Here is a 20,523-nt window from a genome sequence, read left to right as displayed (position 1 = left end):
TACTGTGACGAAGCGCCTTCTAGTTCGCTCGATCCTTCAACGGCCCTGGCTCCTCTCGCTGCTCCTGCTATGCAGCATCCCTGCAATCTCGCAGTCTTCGGAACCTTCTGACACCGGCGGCCGAGTCGTCCTCGTCCTACCCTTCGACAATCGCTCCGGCCAGGCAGCCTTGGGGTGGGTCGGCGATTCATTTCCCGACACGCTCAATCAGCGCCTCTCCTCAGCCGGCTTCCTCACCATCACACGCGAAGACCGGCAGTACGCGCTCGACCATCTCGGCCTCCCCGTAGACTTCAGGCCCTCTCGCGCTACCACGATACGCATCGCGCAAAATCTCGACGCCGACTTCGTTGTAGTAGGCAGCTACAAAGTCACCAACGGACGCATCTCCGTACAGGCACAGGTGCTGCAGGTCAATCAGCTGAAGCTGTCCACGCCGCTGCAGGATTCGAGCGAACTCAACCGTCTCTTCGACGTCGAAAATGCCACCGCGTGGAAGGTAGCGCGCCAGATCGACCCGCGCTTCAACGTGGCCCAGCAGACTTTTCTTGCCGCATCCGGCGGAGTCCAGCTCAGCGCCTTTGAGAACTACATTCGCGGCACCGATGCGACGACCTCGCAAGAGAGAATCAAGCGCCTTGAGGCGGCCATCGTAGCCGATCCTAACTATCCCGCAGCCCTGCTCGCCCTCGGCAAAGCACAATACACGGAGCGCGAATACGATCAGGCCGCGGCGACGCTTGCGAAGATCGCCCCAACCGATCGACGCGCGCTTGAAGCCAGCTTCTATATCGGCCTCGCGCGCTTCAACACCGCCAAGTACGCCGAGGCCGAATCCGCCTTCGCCTTCGTCGCAAGCCGACTCCCGCTCCCCGAAGTAGTCAACAACCAGGCCGTGGCCTCCAGCCGCCAGGGCCACAACGCCGTTCCGTTATTTCAGCGCGCCTCGACCGCCGACCCCAACGACGTGGACTACCACTACAACCTGGCCGTCGCGATGTATCGTCAGGGTGACTTCGCAGGAGCCAAACGCGAGGTCGACCTGGCCTTGAAGCTCAAGCCCGCAGACACCGAAGCGGCGCAGCTCAAGACCAGTATCAGCGCGGGACACACGCCACCTGCCGCCAATGCCGCAGCCACCACTGAGACAACTTCCGACTTCGACCCGCTCGAGCGCATTCGCCGCACCTACTCTGAAGCCTCCTTCAGGCAGGCGGCCTTTCAACTCGATCAGATGCGCGCGATCCGGCTAGCCACTTTGCCACCCGCTGAACAGGCAGCCGAGTACACCAAGCAAGGTCACGAGTATCTCGCGCAGGGGTTGGTTCCTGAAGCCGAGCAGGAGTTCCAGACCGCAATCACCGCCGATGCGTCCAGTGCAGAGGCGCACGCCGGCCTTGCCCAGGTGCGTGAGCGTAGCGGAAACTCAGCCGACGCCCGCGCAGAGGCGGAGAGTTCAATCAAACTCCACCCTAACGCCCCCGCCTACCTTGTTCTCGCGCGGCTCGATCTCCAGACCAACGACACAACCGCCTCCGCCGCCAATGTCAACAAGGCACTCCAGCTCGAGCCGAAGGATACCGCCGCGCAAGGCATGCGGCAGGCCCTGCTGGCACGCGGACAGAGCTTGCAATGACTCGCCTCACCAGATTCGCCCTCACCCTGCTGATGGCGATCTGCTGTGCTCTTCCAGCAACGCTTTCCGCCGTATCTGACGCTCCCGGCATCGTCGTCAAACTCACGATCCACGACACCATCCAGCCCATCACCGCAGACTATCTTCAGCGCGGCCTCCACGAAGCCGCCCGCATCCACGCCCAGGCAGTCCTGATCTCCATGGGCACCCCCGGTGGTCTGCTCGAGTCCACTCGGGTCATGGTTCAGGCAATCGAGAACTCGCCCGTCCCAGTCATCATGTTCATCTCCCCAACGGGCAGCAGAGCAGGCTCCGCGGGCTTCTTCCTCCTTGAATCAGCCGACATCGCCGCCATGGCCCCAGGGACCAACGCGGGCGCCGCCCACCCCATCGTCGAAGGCACCAAGCTCGATCCCATCCTCAAACAGAAGATCGAAAACGACGCCGCAGCCTTCCTGCGCTCCTATACCTCACGCCGTGGCCGCAACGTCGAAGCCGCCGAAGACGCCGTCCGCAACTCGAAGTCTTACAGTGACGAAGAGGCTCTTAAACTAAAGCTCATCGACCTTGTCTCACTCGACGACGACTCCCTGCTAAAGGCTCTCGACGGCCGCGAGATCCATCGCTTCGACGGAAGCACCCAGACCCTGCATCTCAAGGGAGCGACAATCGTCACCACCGCTCCCTCCCAGCGCGAACGCCTGCTCAGCAAACTCACCAACCCCGACATCGCCGTCCTCCTGCTCGTCCTCGGCGGCCTGCTCATCTACCTCGAGTTCAACGTTCCCGGTACGGTCGTCCCCGGCTCCATTGGCACACTCTTCGTTCTCCTCGGTCTCTTCGGCCTAAATCTCCTGCCCGTCCGCCATACAGCGATCGTTCTACTGATCGCAGCCGCCGTCATGATGCTCCTTGAAGCAAAGGTCGGCAGTCACGGCGTCCTCGCAATCGCAGGCATCGCATCACTCATCTTCGGCCTGGCCACACTGGTCGACGGTCCCATCCCCGAACTTCGCGTACATCTCGCGACAGCCCTGGGCGCAGGCCTGGGCTTCGGCACCATCTCTTTCGGTCTCGCCTGGATAGCCCTCCGCGCCCGCCGCAGCAAGGTTCTTACCGGCCCGCAAGCCATGATCGGCGGTATTGCCGTCGTCCGCACCCCGCTCTGCCCCACCGGCCAGGTGGAGATCCGCGGCGAGCTCTGGCAGGCGTCCCTGCGCGGGCCGGAATCACTCGCGGTCGGCTCTTTAGTCTCCGTCCGCGATCTGGATGGCCTCGTTCTCGTCGTAGAACCCGCGCAAAAGCCGGTTTGACGCGTCCTCCGAGCCCCCATCCACCCCCACGCCAGAGTAGACTGAAAGGATAGAAGTTTTCGCTAAGGGAGTTTTTGCTTGATTTTGAATGTGTCGCCCCAGTCCTGTGTTCGGAGTGTTTTATTTTGCCTGCTGCTTACCCTGGCAGGATCAACCGCCAAAGCTCAGGCCACCCAACAAAACTCGGGTCTGGACCGTCAACTCCAGCGTCTCGACATCGGAGTAGTCGCCTCCGCGATCATCAACAAAGACTCCAACGGAACCGTCGTCATCAACACTGTTCCGACCGCGGTCAACCTCCATCCCGGAGACACCGTGGGTCCGCTTGTCACGATTCGTTACACAGTCTCCCCCTACGTCGGCTTCGAGTTCAACTACGCCTACGCCCGCTACACGCAGACCTTCACTCCCTTCGGTGCTACGCCGGTAGGAGGAGTTCAGCAAAACGCATCCGAATACAGCTTTGGATACGTCGTTCACCCCAAGCGTCAGTTCCACGGCGTCAATCCCTTCATCGGTGTCGGCGCCGGTACAACTGCCTTCCGCCCCACACCCGGCGGCGGTGAAGGCTTGCAGTCGCAAGCCCGCGCCACCTACTACTACAACGTTGGCGGCGACTACATGCTGAACAAGCACTTCGGCGCACGCGCTGAGTTCCGTGAAACGTTCTTCAAGGCTCCCGACTTCGAGACCAACTACCTGACCATCCAGAAGCAGACAACCGAGTTCCAGCCTGGGTTCGGCTTTTTCTACCGCTTCTAGCCAGCAACACGAGCCGCTGCTGCGCCTGCTTTACAATCGCAGCGGCGGCAGCAGTCTGGCCGACAGAGGTCCTAACCCATGATGTCTCTCCCGCTCCTCTTTGCCATCGTCATCGTCGTTCTCTACCTGGCCAACTCCCTCAACATCCTCAAAGAGTACGAACGAGGCGTCATCTTTCGCCTCGGCCGGGTCAAGCAGGCAGCCGCCGGACCGGGTCTCATCTGGATCTTCCGTCCCCTCGATCAGATCGTCCGCGTTAGCCTCAGACAAGAGGCGATGGAGGTTCCCCCGCAGGACGTCATCACCCGCGACAACGTCACCCTCAAGGTCAACGCGGTCATCACCCTGCGCGTCGTTGACCCCACCAAAGCCGTCATCGAGGTAGCCAACTACATCTACCAAACCTCGCAGTTCGCGCAAACCACCCTGCGCTCGGTACTCGGCGAAGTCGACCTCGACGGCCTTCTCGCCCACCGTGAAGCCCTGAACATCCGCATCCAGACCATCATCGACGGCCACACCGCTCCCTTCGGCGTAAAAGTCGTTTCCGTTGAGGTCAAACAGGTAGACATGCCCGAGTCCATGCTCCGCGCCATGGCCAAGCAGGCCGAAGCCGAACGCGAACGCAGGGCGAAGATCATCCATGCCGAAGGCGAGTTCAACGCCGCTGCGAAGCTCGTTGAAGCCGCACAGCTCATGGCTACGCAGCCTATGACCCTGCAGCTCCGCTACCTCCAGACCCTGACCGAGATAGGTGTCGAGAAAAATACCACCATCGTCTTTCCCCTTCCAATGGAGCTGATGAACCTGTTCAATAAGACAATGACGCCCGACCCGGCGCTGGAGAAGAAGGTCTGACCTTGAACAGCCGCTACCAGAACGACGACGACTTGCAGGATCTTCGCGACTCTCGCGGACAGGACCGTGAGATCTCGCTTGGCACCACCACCATCCTTGGCATCTTCTTCGCGCTGGCTCTGCTCTGCGCGGTCTTCTTTGGCTTCGGATACTCCCTCGGCAAGCGTTCGACCCCGCCTGTCGTCAGCGCAGCAGAACTCCCCGCCGCAAGTTCAGAGTCCAGCGCCCCCAAACCCGCGCCCGGCAGCCCAGCGACTCACGCCGCATCCACTCTGCCTGCAACACCGGCCGATGACGCAGCCTCAACCACGATCGTCACGGACGCTCCGACAACATCCTCAGAAGCAACCCAGCCCGCTCCCGCCCTCACCCGGGTCAAAGCCGTCGCCGCAGACTTTCGTACTGATCCTCCCACCAGGCCTGCCACCCTCAAGCCCGCAGCAGTCGCCTCCACCCCCGCCACGCCGGGAGCAGCTATCGTCCAGGTAGCCGCCGTCTCACACCAGGAAGACGCCGACGTCCTCATCAAGGCTCTGAAGCACCGAGGTTACAACGTAGCCGTCCATCATGAGCCGCAGGACAAGCTGCTCCACGTCCAGATCGGGCCCTTTCCCATCAAGAAAGATGCAGACGCCATGAAGCAGCGACTTCAGACGGACGGCTACAACGCCATCGTCAAATAATCCGCCGGCTTCATCTCCGGCGGTAGCGCCTCTGCGATAGCGTTCCTGACCGCCCGCATCAGCTCGTCACGCGTCGCATAATCAGATGGCTCGATCGCAGGCAGCAGCCGAATCCGCGCCACCCCCGGCACAATCGCATTGCTTCCCTTTCGCATCATCGTCTGCGTGCCCGAGACCGCGACAGGAACAATAGGCGCCTTCGTCTCCTGCGCCAGAAAAAACGGCCCCTTCTTGAAGGTCGAAAGCCTGCCGTCAAGCGAGCGCGTTCCTTCCGGGTACACCAGGATATGCAGGCCCGACCGAAGCGCATCTCCCGCGGCCGCCACGCTGGCCTGCGCAGCATCGCGGCGGTTTCCCCGCTCCACCGGCACAAACTTCGCCATTCGCATCGCCCTTCCCAGAATCGGGATATCCATCAACTCCTTTTTCAACAACACTGAGCTACGCCCAGGCAGAAGCGGAATAGTCACCGGAGGATCAAGGTTCGAGACATGATTGCTCATAAAAATGCAGCTTCGACCCGCTGGAATATTTTCAAATCCGCCGATATCGATCTTTATTCCAGCCGCTCGCGCTCCTGCATTGGTGATCCACATCGCAACCCGGTAGAGCCGCGTAATGTCTCCAACCAACAGCGTGTAAGGAATTCCGATGATCCCAGCGATCGGGCCAAGAGTGAGATAGACAAAGGCAAGCTTGAAGGTCGCGAACATACCACCTTCAAGGATACCGTAGTGGCAAGAAATCAGCTGATTTACGCCCTCGACGTCCGACCCGCAATCGCCTTCGGCAGCTTCCCGTAGATATTTCCAAACCCGCCATTCGAGAGGATCGCAACAACGTCGCCCTCGTGCAACTGAGGCACAACTGCTTCGACGATCGCATCCGCATCGGCTAACAAACTTGCAGGCACGCCCCGGGCATTCAAAGCACTAACCACGTTTTCAGGGTGCAATCGCTCATTCGCCGGAATGTTCTCGGATTTGAAGACAGAGGCGAGCACAACGCGATCTGCCAGCGCCAGACTGTCCACCAGGTCGCTCTCAAACACATTCCGTCGCAACGTATTCGATCGCGGCTCCAGCACCGCCCAAAGCCGTTGATTCGGATAAGACTCACGCAGCGCCCGCAGCGTCTCACGAATCGCCGTGGGATGGTGCGCAAAATCATCAATAATCGTTACGCCGCCGACAGTGGAGCGAACCTCGAGCCGGCGCTTCACACTCTTGAACGTTCCCAACGCCTCGACAATGGCCTCCGTCGAAACGCCCTGCCCCGCCGCCAGGGCCGCAGCAGCAGTAGCATTCAGCGCATTATGCGCACCCGCCATCGGCAGGCTCAAATCAGCAAACGCAACACCCGCACGCGTCACCGTCCAGCGTGTCAAGGCTCCCTCATGCCGCAGGTCCGTAAGCCGCCAGTGTGACAAAGGATCGAAGCCATATCGCTCAACCGCACAGAAGGCTTTCTCGACACACTCGCTCACGTTCTCGCTGCCATCAAACGCAACGATCCGCCCCCGCCCCGGCACAAGATTCACCAGCCGCTTGAAAGCAGTCTTCACCGCCGGAAGGTCGGCATAGATATCCGCGTGATCGAACTCCACATGCGTCAAAATCAGAGCATCCGGAAAATAGTGAAGAAACTTTGGCCCCTTATCGAAGAACGCGGTATCGTACTCATCGCCTTCCAGCAGAAAAGGCTTCGTAGAACGCACCTTGAAGCTGGTGCCAAAGTTTTCCGCGACCCCGCCGATCAAAAACGACGGTGCCAGCTCAGGGTTTTGCCGCGATGCAACCTCGTAGATCCAGGCCAACATGCTCGTAGTGGTTGTCTTACCATGCGTTCCGGCAACCACCAGCGATTCCCGCCCGGGCAAAAACTCATCATGCAAAATCGCAGCCATCGAGCAGAATGGAATCCGCGTATCCAAGACATATTCAAGCTCAACATTACCGCGCGAGATCGCGTTCCCAACCACAACCAGGTCCGGCCTCGGCTTCAGATTGCTCTCTGCAAAGGGCTCATGAATCGGAATGCCGAGCGACGCAAGCAGATCGCTCATTGGAGGATAGGCTGCCGTATCGGAGCCAGTCACACGATGCCCCTGAAGTTGCAGCATCCCGGCGAGCGACGCCATCGCAGTCCCACAGATACCGATTAAATGAATATGTTTGAAATTTTGCATGTCGCGAGACTCCAGCCTAACCGCTCACGGCTGCTTCGAGAAGGTGCATCTGCGGATTCCCAGCCTCGGTCAAATCCAGTCGCGCAGACACACCAAGCGGCAGCGTGACGTTGTACGTGCTTACATGCCCACACCGCAGGCCTATACCGACCGGGCCGTCAAACTCACGAAGCGCATGAAGAATCGCTCGCTCGAGATACTCCGCCTCTTCAGGCGAAACATTTTGCCCCATATCCCCAAAGACAATCCCCGTCACTTTCTCGAGAACCCCTGCATAGCGAAGATGCAGCAGCATCCGATCCCATTGGTACGGCTTGGTCCCAATATCTTCGAGAAAAAGAATGCTGTCCTTCTCGATACGCGGCGCAAACGGAGTGCCCAGCGCTTCCGCGAAGATCGAAAGACATCCCCCCGTCACCAAACCCTCCGCGTGCCCCGCCCGCAGCACACGAAGCCCCTCCGCCGTCCCGAGCGACCACGCGGAATCGCCTGTCAGGCTATGCTGCCAACTTGGCAAATCCGGGCCATCGTCGCGCGAGAAATCGGCCGCCGCCATCGGGCCATAAAAAGTAGCAAGATTAGCTTCCCTGTGAAGCCAGCAATGAAGCGAGGTATGGTCGCTGTATCCGATAAACGGCTTAGGATTCGAACGAATCAAGGTCGCGTCAAGATAAGGAAGCAGCTCCCCCGAGCCCCAGCCGCCACGCGTGCAGATGATCCCATCAACCTTTGGATCCGCGAATGCCGCATGAAAGTCGTGCAGACGATCTTCCAGCTTGCCCGCATAGTAGAGCGGCCCGCTATCCAGTGCATGCGATCCAAGCAAGGTCTCATACCCAAGTCGCTGGAGATGCGCCACGCCGCGTTCGACCAGCTCCGGCTTGGTCGCACTGGCCGGTGACAAAATCGCAAGAGTCGCTCCCGGACGCAATGCGTGAGGCTTGATGAGTGGCGATGTCACAGTGCAGTGACCTCGCCTCGGCAGATTATCTCCGCCGGCCCCGTCAACCGCATCACAGCATCGCTCGTAGGCCACACTGTACGCTGCGGTCCGCCTTCAGCAACTGCAGTCAATGCACGATCCGCCCCACGCAATGCCATAGCCGCCACAGACGAAGCACACGTCCCCGTGCCGGACGAGGTAGTAGGTCCGCATCCCCGTTCAAAGATACGAAACGCAATCTCAGACGGCGACAGAACACGAACGAACTCAACGTTGGTTCCATGAGGAAACAGGGGGCTCACGCTGATCTGCGCCCCAAGTTCCTGCCAGCTCAACCCATGCGCACTGAAGTCATCACACTCCACAAAGAGAACGAAATGGGGGTTGCCAACATTAACCATCGCACCGGGAACCTCGCCAACGCCCGGTAGCACAATCGTGCGCTGCATCACACGCGGTATACCCATCTCGCTCTCAATCAGGTACAGCGGATCGTTCGCCTCAATTACATGACAAGTACGAAGCCCGCCATGAGTCCCCAGCGCCACTTCCCTTCGCCCTTCGCTGCTGGCCAGCCACGCCGCCACGCACCGCGTGCCGTTTCCCGACAGCTCTGCCTCGCTACCATCTGCATTGAAGAGCCGCAGAAAAAACTCACCGTTCGGCTTTCGCTCCAGAAATTCAATACCATCCGCTCCAATACTAGTGTTCCGTGCACAAAGCTTGCGTGCGAGTTCGGCATGACGACGTTGCGCCAATGGCTCCTCGATGATCAGAAAATCATTGCCGCAGGCGTGCGCTTTGACGAAGGGAATCATGTGCTCCTATTGTGCCTCAATGCTCTCTCGCGTAACAGACGGCTTCACTTCGGTAAAGCGCTATTCGCTCGATCGGATCTATAAATGCGCGCGCAAGGCTGGCCGGTCGTGCACAGAATCGTCACCTCAGTAAGCCCTTCCGGATGCATCGCAACAGCCTGGGCCACCGGATCCCCGGCAATCGCGACAACATAACCAGCATGCTCGGCAGGCGCGGCCAGCGCAGCTCGAAAACTGTCGCTGTCGCCTTCGTTCACTGTCATCCGAAGAGGAATCCCGGCATCCTGAAGCGCCCCGACGTGATCGGAGTTGTACATCAAGATCGTCGACCCGTACGGGAACCCTCCCAATTGACGGGCAAGCGCCGTCTCGAACCCGACGCGAGTGGTCGAATTGACTAGCGCTTCCTTCAGCACCAGCGGCGTGCGATACATCATCCCGACGGCATTGAGCGCGATCAGCAGAAGTGCAATTGGCTGCATCAGTCTCTTGGCCATCGGCTGCGTCTCACTCCATCGCCGCTCAATCCACTGCACAGCCAGAAACGCAAAGACCGCAAGCGCCGGCAGCAACTCCATCCCGTAACGTGAATTGTAGTAAGAGTGCGGCCACAGCTGCGGAATGAAGATCGGCACCGAGCCGTAGGAAACAGAGTAGATATAAAAAGGCAGCGGCATCCACAGCAATAGCGACGACAGAACGAAGCGGCGACGGATCACCACAATCAAGCCCCCCACCGCAGCACCGATCAAGACAAAGCCCGTCTCCCAAAACGCTGCGTCGATCTGTGCGGTGCGAGTGTAGAAGAGCAATGCCCACGCAGGATTATGCCAGCCGCGATGATGTTGCCCATTGGGCGGCATCGTCTTCTTTTCAATTGCCGCTGCCGAATAAGGCCCACGCATAAAGTCCAGGGGATCATGAAAAAAATGTTGGTTGTAAGCGAGCCAGCTAATGGGGCCCGCAATCACGAGAAACGTAAAAACAATAAAAGAAGAACTGACGCTACGCCACACCTCACGTTCACGCGCCAAACAGAAAGTAACAACACACCAAACCGCAGCACCCAGAACCCAGCCGTCATATCGGGTGAACACAGCAGCCAGAATGAAGATTCCGAGCAGAAGCAGACGGCTGCTGACCGCACTCTGCTGAGAGCTCTTGATCGCGGCAACACACTCTACCGTCAGCAGCGTCGTCCAGATCAGAAGCATCAAGAACAGCGGCTCCGTCATCGCTGTCGTCGAGAGATAGAGTAGGTTGGGATTCAGTGCGTAAAGAGCAGTTGCAGCAAGCGCCCAGCGTGGAATCATCATCCAGCGCGCAAGCCGATAAATACCCGCTACGCTGGCGATGTAGCAGATCAACGAAGGCCATGCCCCCGCGAGCCCGTTCTGCCACCACTCCATCTTCTGAACAAATGGAAGCATTAAAAGATGCGGCAGCGGTAACCACACTCCGCCAAGTTGAACCAGCCCAGGGTTGTGCGAATCAAGAATGCGACGCGCAATTCCAAGATGCGCGACCGCATCGCCGTACAACAGCAAATAGCCGCGCGAATAAGACAGAAGCAACGCGATGAAAGACAACAGCACAGCACCCAACGCGACAGGAAACGTCTCCTGCCGCGTCGCCGGTGTTACCGCTTCGGGGTCCAGCTTCACTGAGCCAGAATCAACGACACGTCCTGAGATGCCAGATGCCGCCGATCTGCCGGGCCGAGAAGTTCGAGACGATTTAGACGCCCGCATGTTCAAGGTGCGAGATCTCCAAAAAGAGCTTGAACCGTTCGTCGATCTCTTCGCGAGAGACATTCTGCAGACGCTCGGTTCCAAAACGCTCCACCGCAAAAGAACCCATCACTCCGCCGTAGAACATCGCGGTACGAAGAACCGCCGGAGTCAACTCAGGCTGAGACGCAAGGTATCCATAGAAACCGCCAGCGAAAGAATCGCCCGCGCCGGTCGGATCGACGACCTCTGCAAGAGGAAGCGCTGGTGCCCGGAACGGCCGCAAAGCCTTCTCGCGCCCGGTGAACGAGCGATCGCTAAAGAAAGCAGTCGCCCCATACTCGCCATGTTTGACGATCAGGGTCTTCGGACCCATGGCAAGGACCTTTTCTGCGGCAACAACCAGATTACGTTCACCGGCCAGCATGCGCGCCTCACCATCGTTGATCAGCAGTACATCCAACTCACGCAGCACCTTGGCAAGATTCGCCGAATGATCCGCGATCCAATAATTCATGGTGTCGCCGCACACCATGCGAACCTTCGGCATCTGGCTACGCACACGCGCCTGCAAGACAGGATCAATATTCGCCAGAAAAAGGTACTCGCTGTCTTTATACGCATCCGGAATCTTCGGCTCGAAGGTCTCGAACACATTCAGGTCGGTACCCAGCGTCTTGGCTTCATCCATATTGCCCGAGTAGGAACCAGTCCAGTGAAAGCTAAGCCCTTCAGAGCGCTCAATGCCCTTCGTATCGATGCCGCGACGAGTGAAGATCGCCTCATGTTCCGCAGTGAAGTCTTTCCCAACGACACCAATAACGCGTACCTGGGTAAAGTAACTCGCAGCCAGCGAGAAATGTGTCGCAGCGCCGCCCAGGCAGTTCTTCACAGCGCCGTGAGGAGTTTCAATGCTATCGAATGCCACTGAACCTACAACAAGAATTGACATAGACTCCTTATGGATTATCTTTTTATTAGTAACTGTGTTTGCTACATAAAGGTCTGAGCGCGAAACGATCCCACTCAGAGATATTTATCAATCAGCAACGAAAGCTTCTGTTTTGTCTCTTCTGGAATAGCCTTACGATCAGTGAGGATGGCATACTTCAACGCATTGACACAGGCACATCCCTTCGTCATCTCCGCCGGCATCGCAGCAACGGCCGCTCGCACCACCTTTGACGCGTTGTCCGCGTTCTGGTGCATCACCGCAACAATCTGATCCACGGTGACATCATCGTGGCCTTCACGCCAGCAATCGTAATCTGTGACCATTGCCACGGTTGCGTAGCAAATCTCAGCCTCGCGAGCCAGCTTCGCCTCCTGCAGGTTGGTCATCCCAATCACATCCGCACCCCAGCTCCGATAAAGATTCGACTCGGCTCGCGTAGAGAACTGTGGCCCTTCCATACACACATAGGTCCCACCGAGTTTGCCGACCACGCCAACAGTATCGCAAGCCTGCTTCAGCACATTGGCAAGAGGCGCGCAGACCGGATCGCCAAACGCGACGTGAGCGACGATGCCGTCACCGAAAAACGTAGACGCCCGAGCAAAGGTGCGGTCAATAAACTGATCGGGAATCACAAAGTCCGTCGGCTTGTGCTCCTCTTTCAACGAGCCCACCGCAGAGACCGAAAGAATGCTATCGACCCCAAGCATCTTCATCGCGAAGATGTTGGCGCGGAAGTTCAACTCACTTGGCAGAATGCGATGGCCGCGTCCATGACGAGCAAGAAACGCGACATTGCGACCTTCAAGTTCACCCAACACAAATACATCGGACGGCTCTCCGAATGGAGTCGTCACGCGCTCCTCGCGCACATTTGTAAGTCCGGGCATGGCGTACAGGCCGCTGCCCCCGATAATTCCAATCTCTGCCTTCTTCAAAATGCTGTTGCTCCCTTTTGCGAACGTCGTCCGGCTGGTTACTTCGCCCCTCTGGAAGTATACCGTTGCAGGCTGCTTTCACTCACCGCACCAAACGACGCCAGAATGTGTGACATCGAAAAAGCCGGTTCCAACATCGGCATGGCAGCCTGTTGCATCGGCCCCTCTGGCTGCACACTCACGATTGTGTCGCGCAGCTTTCGTGCCAGCGTAAGGTTGAAACCCTCACCGATAAATACGCCATCTCCCACTCGCGAGATCAAAACATCTCCCTCATTCGTGGAGTAAACAAGCTCCGTATCGTCGGTCTCATCCTTCTTCCGCTCCACGACGTTGGAATACTTCCTCGGAATCTGCGCCGCGTAGACACGCAGGAATGACCGCGCCGAGTCCGTATTCTTCCAGCGCGAGTAGTAGAGCAACCCAATAGACGCCGTCGACTCCTTCTCTGCCTGGGTCACAGCCGATTTGCGTTGCGCCGCGTAGTACACTCCGCCGTTCCACTCCGGCGCAAGTGCGGTTGCAATCTCTCTCCCACCGAACAGTTCCGCAAGGATGCGAACATCCAGCTCCCCCATCACGCCAATGTCGTACGGTGTGTACTCCGGGTCGAGCAGCGGATGAATATCCGGCAATCGAATCACCGGCACTGGTGCGTGAGCCATGTAGGCATCCGGGTGCATAATCTCGAAGCTGGAGGAGGGCGGATTCGCAAGCACGCCGCCGAACGCAGCCTCTTTACCCGCCTTCAGCAGAATCGCCTGCTCAAAGCTCAGCCCATCGCCGTACGGAAACAGGAGAGACTCCTGCAACAGCAACGGCGCCCGTGCCATCACAGGCGATCCCCCTGTATCTGTGACCTGCTCCTTCAGCTTGTCGGCAAGATCCGGCGCGTCGGCGATCGTCTTGCCCGAAGATCGCAGCGTGTAGTCGACGAAAACAGCCATCGCCTGTCCTTCCGCCACTGCGGTGCGCGCGGTGTCTGCCTCATCCACCTGCAGGTGGTGATTATCTTCCTGCACATTGTGGGAGGTGCTAGGCAGGCTCACGTCAGACCACTTCGTAAGATCGACTTTTTGGTCCTGCAGTGCATGTGTCAGTTCATGCGCCAGCACAGGCTTCTGCTCGTCGGGCTCGATCCAGTCCAGCAGGTTCACTGTCTTCGTCTTGTTGTCATAAAAACCCGCGATCTGCTCGGTCAACAAAGACAGCAAAAACGTTCGAAGATGAAAGTCGCGATCCAGCATTCCAAACTTCTTAAGCACAATCTCTGACCGCTCCATGCGTTTGGCGCCCTCATCCTCGTCAAACTTCTCCTTCAGGTAACGATTTACCTGATCACGCGAAATAAGCTTTCTCTTCACGGCATGTTCAATCGGCAATTTCGTGTCGCTGCTGACGAAGCCAAGAATCTCATCCACCGAACGAAAGAGCTCCTTCGCCTGTTGCTTCGTCATAGGCTGCTGGTTCGCGGCAGGTGCGTTATTCTGAGGTGCACTGGGAGTCGCCGTCTGCGCTCCGTAAGCTATAAAACTGGCCGACAACAGCGCAACTCCCGCGACCAACCTAATCGAACTCCGGCTCGCGCCGCAAAGCACACCCTGCAACATAACCCTCTCGATCCACCGCTATAATCAAGTGTACGCAAGTTTTTTGCATCGTTCCTCCATGAGTTCGCCAGCACAATCCGACATCACCGCTTCGCCAACCCCGGGCTCAGCCCCGCAGCTCGCCGCACTCTTGCAGAACGTTGGCCTGTCTCACCTCCACAACATCGGTTGGATTCGGGTCACTGGCGAAGATCGCGTTCGCTGGTTGAACGGAATGGTCACCAATTCTATTCAGGATTTGCGCCTTGGCCAGGGCACCTACAACTTCTTCCTCAGCGTTCAGGGCCGCATTCAGGGCGACGCCACCATCTTCGCCAACCGTGAAGATCTACTCATAGAGACCAGCTCCGATCAGCTCGCGGGCTTAATCACACTCCTTGACCGCTTCATCATCATGGACGATGTCGAGCTTGCAGACATCAGCAACACACGCTTCGGTTTACAGGTAGCCGGACCAAAAGCAGCGGCGCTCCTGCAGCGAATCGGCTTCGCAATCGATGATCTCGATACCCTTTCCACTCGCATAATCCTATGGAACAACGCCGAAGTGGCCGTCATTCACGCATACGGTCCCCTCGCGCCGCGATATGAACTTTGGGCCGATAACGCGACCACCACATCCCTTTCCAATGCTCTGCAAGCCGCCGGCGCGGTCATCTGCGAAGACGAGAGCCTCGAATGGCTCCGCATCCTCGAAGGAACTCCCCGAATCGGAACCGACATCCGCGACCGCGAGCTTCCACAGGAGACCAATCAGGCTCGCGCCCTGCACTTTGCCAAAGGATGCTACCTCGGCCAGGAAATCGTCGAGCGAATCCGTTCCCGCGGCAACGTCCACCGTACCTTCAGCGGTTTCCGTCTCGAAGGCGACCTCCCGCCCATCGGCGCCCCACTCGAAGCGGACGGCAAGCAGGTCGGCGAACTAACCAGCGTCGCGGCCATCCCCTTACCCGCGGAAACACATCCAGTTCATCTTGGGCTAGGCTACATCCGCCGCGAAGCCCTGGATCGCGGCCTTCCCATCAACTACCCCGGTGGAGTCGCACGGCCGGTCTTGCTTCCCTTTTCTCCTCCTGCAGCCTCCGCAACACAGGCTGCATCTGAACCTTCTGAAAGAGTGTGATCATGCCTGAACAGAACAAACCCTTCGTTGTCACAGACCGTCGCAAGTTCACCATGGACGGCGAGTTGCGCCCCGACGCTGATCCTTCGCCAGAAAAAGAAGAACGCGAGGTCAGGCCGGCCGACCCCGCTCCCGCAACACCGCCTCAGGCAGCCTCCGCAGCCACTCCTGAAGAGCCGGAACTCCCGCCGGCACTAACCGCCGAGCAAACCGATCAGGCAAAGCGCGCCTACGAGATGACAGCAGATCGTCTCGACACCGCCATCCGCTCCGCCAACCCCGGCATGGACCACCCGCCCACGATGAGTTTCGACCAGCTCGTCCAGTCCGTCTACATGACCTCCATCATGCAGCTCGGCGGCACTACGCAGGAAGGCCAGCAGCCCCAGGTCGATATCCTCGGAGCTCGCCAGAGCATCGATATGCTCTCCGTCCTCGAAGAAAAGACCAAAGGCAATCTCTCCACCGAGGAGACCCGCCTGCTCGAGAGCGCGTTATTCGAGCTCCGCATGGCCTTCCTCGAAGTCACGCAGGCTCTTGCCCGCTCCGCAGCCTCTAAGGCAGCACCCGGCGGCCCAGGTCGTCCTGGCCCCGTCGGCCCCAGCATCGTCCGCTAACGATGGAGGCCACCCTCACCTTCCTCGGCACCGGCACCTCCATGGGGGTGCCGACCCTCGGCTGCGACTGCGCCGTCTGCACCTCCGCCGTCTCTCCCGACGGAGACCCCCGCAATCGCCGCACCCGCCCGTCCATCCGACTCGACTACAACAACCACACCGTCCTCGTCGACACCGGCCCTGACTTCCACGCACAGGCCATCCGCGAAAACATCCGCAGCATCGACGCCGTCCTCTACACCCACGGCCACGCCGACCACATTCTCGGCTTCGACGACCTTCGCCCCCTCAGCTTCCGTCACAACCATCACCTGCCCATCTACGCGGACGACCACACCGCAAAAACGCTGGAGCGCATCTTCGAGTACACCTTTCGCAAAGAAGACCGCTATCCCACCAGCGCTCGCGTCGAAGTCCATCGCATCGACCCAACTCCCGGCTCAGGCGTGGATCTCTTCGGAGCATGTTTTCGCAGAGTCCCCGTCACCCACGGCCGCGAGCAGATCACCGGCTACCGCTTCGGCAACGCAGCCTACCTCACCGACATGAGCGACATCCCCAAAGAGAGCCTCCCGCTGCTGCAGGATCTCGACGTCCTCATCCTCGACGCCCTCCGCCGCGATCCTCATCCCAGCCACTCGCATCTCGACAAATCGGTAGCACTCGTCGAACAGCTCAAACCCCGCCGCGCCTTCTTCACCCACATGAGCCACGAACTCGACCACAGCGCCACCGAAGCCGAACTCCCGCCCCACATCCGCCTCGCCTACGACGGACTCACGTTCACCTTCGAGATCGCCTGATGCAGATATTTCGCCAACTCGCAGACGTTCCATCAGACTTCGGCCCATCCATTGCCACCATCGGCAACTTCGACGGCGTTCACTGCGGACATCAGTGGGTTATCGCCGAAGTAGTTGTGCAGGCTCGCTCTCTAGGCATCCGCTCAATAGCCATCACCTTCGATCCGCATCCTGCGCGAGTCATCCGCCCTGAATCGACTCAGCCTCTCATCACGCCTCTTCCCCAAAAACTGCACTTGCTCGCTGAGACAGGCGTCGACGCGGTCCTCGTGATTCCCTTCACGAATGAGCTCTCCCGCATGACCGCACGTACCTTCGCCACCGAAGTCCTCGCACACACCTTGCACGTCACCCATTTGCACGAAGGCGAAGACTTCCGCTTCGGTTATCAGGCCGAGGCAGGCGTTGAAAGCCTCGAAGTCCTGGGCCGCGAACTCGGTTTTGGCGTGCGCGTCTATGCACCTCGTCATCTACGCGGCGAGACCATCTCATCAAGTCGTGTGCGCCAGATGATCGCGGAAGGCGACATGAATCATGTTCGTGCTCTGCTCGGCCGCAGCTTCGCCATCTGCAGCACACCTGCTTCGGGCCGCGGCTACGGCACACGCTACACCGTCCCCACGATCAACCTCGCTCGATACACGGAGCTGCTTCCCGCAAACGGCGTCTACATCACCACACTCACAGTCGGCGAAGGCGCCTCAAGCGAGACCTTCGACGCTGTCACCAACGTAGGCAATCGCCCCACCTTCGGCGCCGATTCCTTCACCGTCGAGTCGCACTTGCTCAACTTCCACCCCATCGATCTCAACGAAGACACACCGCTCACCCTGACGTTCCTGCGTCGTCTGCGCGCAGAGATTCGCTGGCCAAACCCCGAAGCGCTCAAAGAACAGATAGGCCGCGACGTCGCAAAGGCGAAACGTTACTTCAATATATGTCGGGTGGTGGGTTCGAAACTCCACTCCGCTCGTCCGTAGGTTTCTGTGACAACCCCATAGCCGCACGAGGTGGAACAGCAACCGCTTGCGGCGCAGGACGAGACGCTTCAGACGCCTTCGGTTTCTGTTCCGCTGGCGCAGGCGTAGCGAACACTGGAGTTGTTCGCGTAGGAACAGTAGTCGCTCTCGGCACAGAATGAGAGGAATCAGGCACCCTGGGCTTCTCTTCTGCAGGCGCTGGCGCAGCAACAGTCGGGGCGACATGCTTTGGACCCTCGCCACGAGACGCATCAGGATCCTCTACCTGCTTCGGCACTAGCGGCTCTAACGGTTTCGCAGCATCGGCCACGCCACTCAACGGCACGTCCAGCTTCTTCTTCGGTGCTCCCGCAGTTGGAAACTGTTCATCCGGCTTGTTCGCAATCGCCGCGCGCATGAAGTCCATCCACATCGGTAGCGCCGCTCGTGCGCCAGTCTCTTTCTCTCCCAAAGACTCGCGGTCATCAAAACCAATCCAGGTCCCGCACGTAATAGACGGAGAAAATCCGATGAACCACGCATCCGTAAAGTCGTTCGTAGTTCCGGTTTTACCCCCCAGAGGATGTTTCAGCTGCGAAGCAGAAGCCGCCGTTCCCTGCCGCACAACCGCCTGCAGAAACTGCATCATCGTGCGCGCAGTCTCCACCGAGATCACCTCTGACACCTGCGATGGCGTAGCATCCAGCGGCAACCCGTCCGCTTGCGTCACCTTGCGAATGTATCTCGGCTCAATTCGAATGCCGTCATTAGGAAAAACGCTGTATGCGCTTACCTGCTCGGCCAGCGTGATATCGGCTGAACCAATTGCAACCGGAAGAAACACTGGAATATTGCTCGTGATTCCAAAGTTGTGCGCTGTCTCAATCACCTTGCGAATCCCATAGCGGTCCGCCAGCTTCAACGCCGGAATATTTCTCGATTCTGCAAACGCATTCAGCAGGGTCATCGCGCCCTTATAATCCGCCTCATAGTTATGCGGTGTATAAGGCCCATTCGGCGTGGGAAACGTTGTAGGTCCATCGACAATGATGTCCGTAGGCTTCGCGCCTGCCTCAACCGCCGTCGTGTAAACATACGGCTTGAACGAAGAACCCACCTGCCGCTGCGCCTGGGTCGCACGGTTGAACTGCGACAGCGCAAAGTCTCGTCCCCCCACCATCGCCAGCACTTCACCGGTAGAGTTATCGACTGCCATCATCGAAGCCTGAGCTCCCGAATCCTGCTGCAGTGACGCCCGCAGCGTACCATCTGCAGCGACGTTCTCCACCTTCACATAAACCACATCGCCGGAACGCAGGAAACTATCGCCATCCGAATTCTGCGTCCACTTCCAATCCTCAGGCGTCAGCACTGCCTGCTGCGTACCAAGCTTTACCGTCACCTTCTTCGCGGAGACCGTCGTCACCACGCCATGAACATAGCTCCCCTTCTGGATCGGCTGTGCCCAATCTGGATGACGATAGCTCACAACATCCGCCCCATCGAGCACCACGTTTGGCAGCTTTCCGATCCAACCGCGTCGCCGCTCATAGGTCGCGGTGCCATCAAGAATCGCCTTATTCGCCACCTGCTGCAGATCAAGATCAAGCGTCGTATAAACACGAAGCCCCGCACCATGAACCTGCTCCACCCCGTACTGCTTCTCCAGTTGCCGCCGCACCTCCTCCACAAAATACGGCGCAACGGTATTCGCCGGAGCCTCAAGATGCAGTCCCAGCGGCGCCGCCTCCGCTGCCTCTGCCTGCCGCTTCGTGATCTTGCCATCGGCCAGCATCTCGCTCAGCACAAGATTCCTGCGCTTCAGCGCACGATCCGGGTATTTGATCGGAGAATAAGCCTCAGGCCCCTTCGGCAACGCAGCCAGCAGAGCGGCCTCCGGCAGCGTCAATTCACGGACGTGCTTGCTGAAGAAAAACTCTGACCCCGCCTCGAACCCATAGGTCCCATGCCCTAAATAAATCTGGTTCGCATATAACTCGAAGATCTGCTGCTTCGTAAATCGCCGCTCAATCTGCATCGAGAGAAATACCTCTTGCAGTTTGCGGCCATACGTCTTCTCCGACGAGAGAAACAGATTGCGTGCCAGTTGCATCGTCAGCGTCGATGCGCCCTGCGCCTTCCCGCTCGAATGCAGATCCCGGTACGCAGCCCCCACAGCCCGCACCAGGTTCACACCCCAGTTGCTCTCAAAACTCTTGTCTTCAATCGAGATGATCGCCTCTCGCAGAACAGGCGGAAACTCCGCATACGGCAATACCACGCGACGCTCCAGCGCAAAGGAGCCGAACGCCTTCCCATGTACATCCAGCAGCTCAGTCGTGGTGTTGGGGTGATAGCGCGCCAGATCATCCATCTGCGGCAGATCGATCGAGTACACCACCATCAGCCCGCAAAGCGCGCCGAAGACAGCCGACAGACCCAGCAGCACATAAAACGCCACTCGCCTCGCAATACGGCGACTCGGATAATCGGGTCCATTCAACGTGGCACGACGAAGCGCTCGTTGCCAGTCAGGAACTTCCTCAGGCGCCGGAGTCTTCGGATCGCGGCTGTGTAGGATCTGCAC

General features: G+C 58.8%; 18 protein-coding genes. 9 read left to right on the top strand and 9 right to left on the bottom strand.

Annotated features, from left to right (window positions below):
* Positions 1-4 precede the first annotated feature (4 nt).
* The 5 genes from RBB77_RS08195 (at position 5) to RBB77_RS08175 (ending at position 5,252) form a co-directional block, all read left to right on the top strand.
* On the top strand, positions 5-1,636 hold the full coding sequence (locus RBB77_RS08195; RefSeq protein ID WP_353066333.1) for a tetratricopeptide repeat protein: 1,632 nt from the start codon (positions 5-7) through the stop codon (positions 1,634-1,636).
* Positions 1,633-2,949: an NfeD family protein gene (locus RBB77_RS08190; RefSeq protein ID WP_353066331.1), complete on the top strand. Its 1,317-nt coding sequence runs from the start codon at positions 1,633-1,635 to the stop codon at positions 2,947-2,949. Before RBB77_RS08195 ends, RBB77_RS08190 begins: the two co-directional genes overlap by 4 nt.
* Before the next feature lie 78 nt (positions 2,950-3,027).
* Positions 3,028-3,711 carry an outer membrane beta-barrel protein gene (locus tag RBB77_RS08185; protein WP_353066329.1) on the top strand — a complete coding sequence of 228 codons (684 nt, stop codon included), beginning with the start codon at positions 3,028-3,030 and terminating at the stop codon, positions 3,709-3,711.
* Between the two features lie 78 nt (positions 3,712-3,789).
* Positions 3,790-4,569, top strand: coding sequence for a slipin family protein (locus tag RBB77_RS08180; RefSeq protein WP_183975899.1), 780 nt, complete (start codon positions 3,790-3,792; stop codon positions 4,567-4,569).
* A gap of 2 nt (positions 4,570-4,571) precedes the next feature.
* Positions 4,572-5,252 (top strand): SPOR domain-containing protein, encoded by a 681-nt coding sequence (locus tag RBB77_RS08175; RefSeq protein WP_353066326.1) that lies wholly within the window; start codon positions 4,572-4,574, stop codon positions 5,250-5,252.
* Here RBB77_RS08175 and RBB77_RS08170 read toward each other — a convergent pair.
* The 8 genes from RBB77_RS08170 to RBB77_RS08135 form a co-directional block, all read right to left on the bottom strand.
* Positions 5,231-5,965: a lysophospholipid acyltransferase family protein gene (locus RBB77_RS08170; RefSeq protein WP_353066324.1), complete on the bottom strand. Its 735-nt coding sequence runs from the start codon at positions 5,963-5,965 to the stop codon at positions 5,231-5,233. The two genes, RBB77_RS08175 and RBB77_RS08170, sit on opposite strands and share 22 nt — an antisense overlap.
* A gap of 41 nt (positions 5,966-6,006) precedes the next feature.
* A complete protein-coding gene (gene mpl / locus RBB77_RS08165) occupies positions 6,007-7,440 on the bottom strand; it encodes a UDP-N-acetylmuramate:L-alanyl-gamma-D-glutamyl-meso-diaminopimelate ligase (protein WP_353066322.1) in 1,434 nt (477 codons plus the stop codon).
* Positions 7,441-7,456: 16 nt separating this feature from the next.
* Complete coding sequence (locus RBB77_RS08160) at positions 7,457-8,401, bottom strand: S66 peptidase family protein (protein WP_353066320.1); 945 nt, start codon at positions 8,399-8,401, stop codon at positions 7,457-7,459.
* Positions 8,398-9,201, bottom strand: coding sequence for a diaminopimelate epimerase (gene dapF, locus RBB77_RS08155; protein WP_353066318.1), 804 nt, complete (start codon positions 9,199-9,201; stop codon positions 8,398-8,400). Before dapF ends, RBB77_RS08160 begins: the two co-directional genes overlap by 4 nt.
* 44 nt (positions 9,202-9,245) lie before the next feature.
* The gene (locus RBB77_RS08150) at positions 9,246-10,865 is read right to left on the bottom strand and encodes a glycosyltransferase family 39 protein (protein WP_353066316.1); all 1,620 of its coding nucleotides are present in this window, start codon (positions 10,863-10,865) and stop codon (positions 9,246-9,248) included.
* Positions 10,866-10,938: 73 nt separating this feature from the next.
* On the bottom strand, positions 10,939-11,883 hold the full coding sequence (locus tag RBB77_RS08145) for a PfkB family carbohydrate kinase (RefSeq protein ID WP_353066313.1): 945 nt from the start codon (positions 11,881-11,883) through the stop codon (positions 10,939-10,941).
* Positions 11,884-11,957: 74 nt separating this feature from the next.
* The gene (gene mtnP / locus RBB77_RS08140) at positions 11,958-12,824 is read right to left on the bottom strand and encodes an S-methyl-5'-thioadenosine phosphorylase (RefSeq protein ID WP_353066311.1); all 867 of its coding nucleotides are present in this window, start codon (positions 12,822-12,824) and stop codon (positions 11,958-11,960) included.
* 38 nt (positions 12,825-12,862) lie between these two features.
* A complete protein-coding gene (locus RBB77_RS08135; RefSeq protein ID WP_353066309.1) occupies positions 12,863-14,434 on the bottom strand; it encodes a hypothetical protein in 1,572 nt (523 codons plus the stop codon).
* Positions 14,435-14,492: 58 nt separating this feature from the next.
* Between RBB77_RS08135 and RBB77_RS08130 the strand changes: the two genes are divergently transcribed.
* From RBB77_RS08130 to ribF, 4 genes are read left to right on the top strand one after another with little or no spacing between them, the layout of a single operon-like run.
* Complete coding sequence (locus RBB77_RS08130; RefSeq protein WP_353066307.1) at positions 14,493-15,557, top strand: YgfZ/GcvT domain-containing protein; 1,065 nt, start codon at positions 14,493-14,495, stop codon at positions 15,555-15,557.
* 2 nt (positions 15,558-15,559) lie between these two features.
* A complete protein-coding gene (locus RBB77_RS08125; protein ID WP_353066305.1) occupies positions 15,560-16,174 on the top strand; it encodes a DUF1844 domain-containing protein in 615 nt (204 codons plus the stop codon).
* Positions 16,175-16,176: 2 nt separating this feature from the next.
* Positions 16,177-16,977, top strand: coding sequence for an MBL fold metallo-hydrolase (locus RBB77_RS08120; protein ID WP_353066303.1), 801 nt, complete (start codon positions 16,177-16,179; stop codon positions 16,975-16,977).
* Positions 16,977-17,957 carry a riboflavin biosynthesis protein RibF gene (gene ribF, locus RBB77_RS08115; protein ID WP_353066302.1) on the top strand — a complete coding sequence of 327 codons (981 nt, stop codon included), beginning with the start codon at positions 16,977-16,979 and terminating at the stop codon, positions 17,955-17,957. The genes RBB77_RS08120 and ribF overlap by 1 nt, the downstream gene beginning before the upstream one ends.
* Here ribF and RBB77_RS08110 read toward each other — a convergent pair.
* Positions 17,908-20,523 carry a penicillin-binding protein 1A gene (locus RBB77_RS08110; RefSeq protein WP_353066300.1) on the bottom strand — a complete coding sequence of 872 codons (2,616 nt, stop codon included), beginning with the start codon at positions 20,521-20,523 and terminating at the stop codon, positions 17,908-17,910. The two genes, ribF and RBB77_RS08110, sit on opposite strands and share 50 nt — an antisense overlap.

It is taken from the genome of Tunturibacter psychrotolerans, from assembly GCF_040359615.1.
Taxonomy (GTDB): domain Bacteria; phylum Acidobacteriota; class Terriglobia; order Terriglobales; family Acidobacteriaceae; genus Edaphobacter; species Edaphobacter psychrotolerans.
This window is presented reverse-complemented; position numbering and strand designations above follow the sequence as displayed.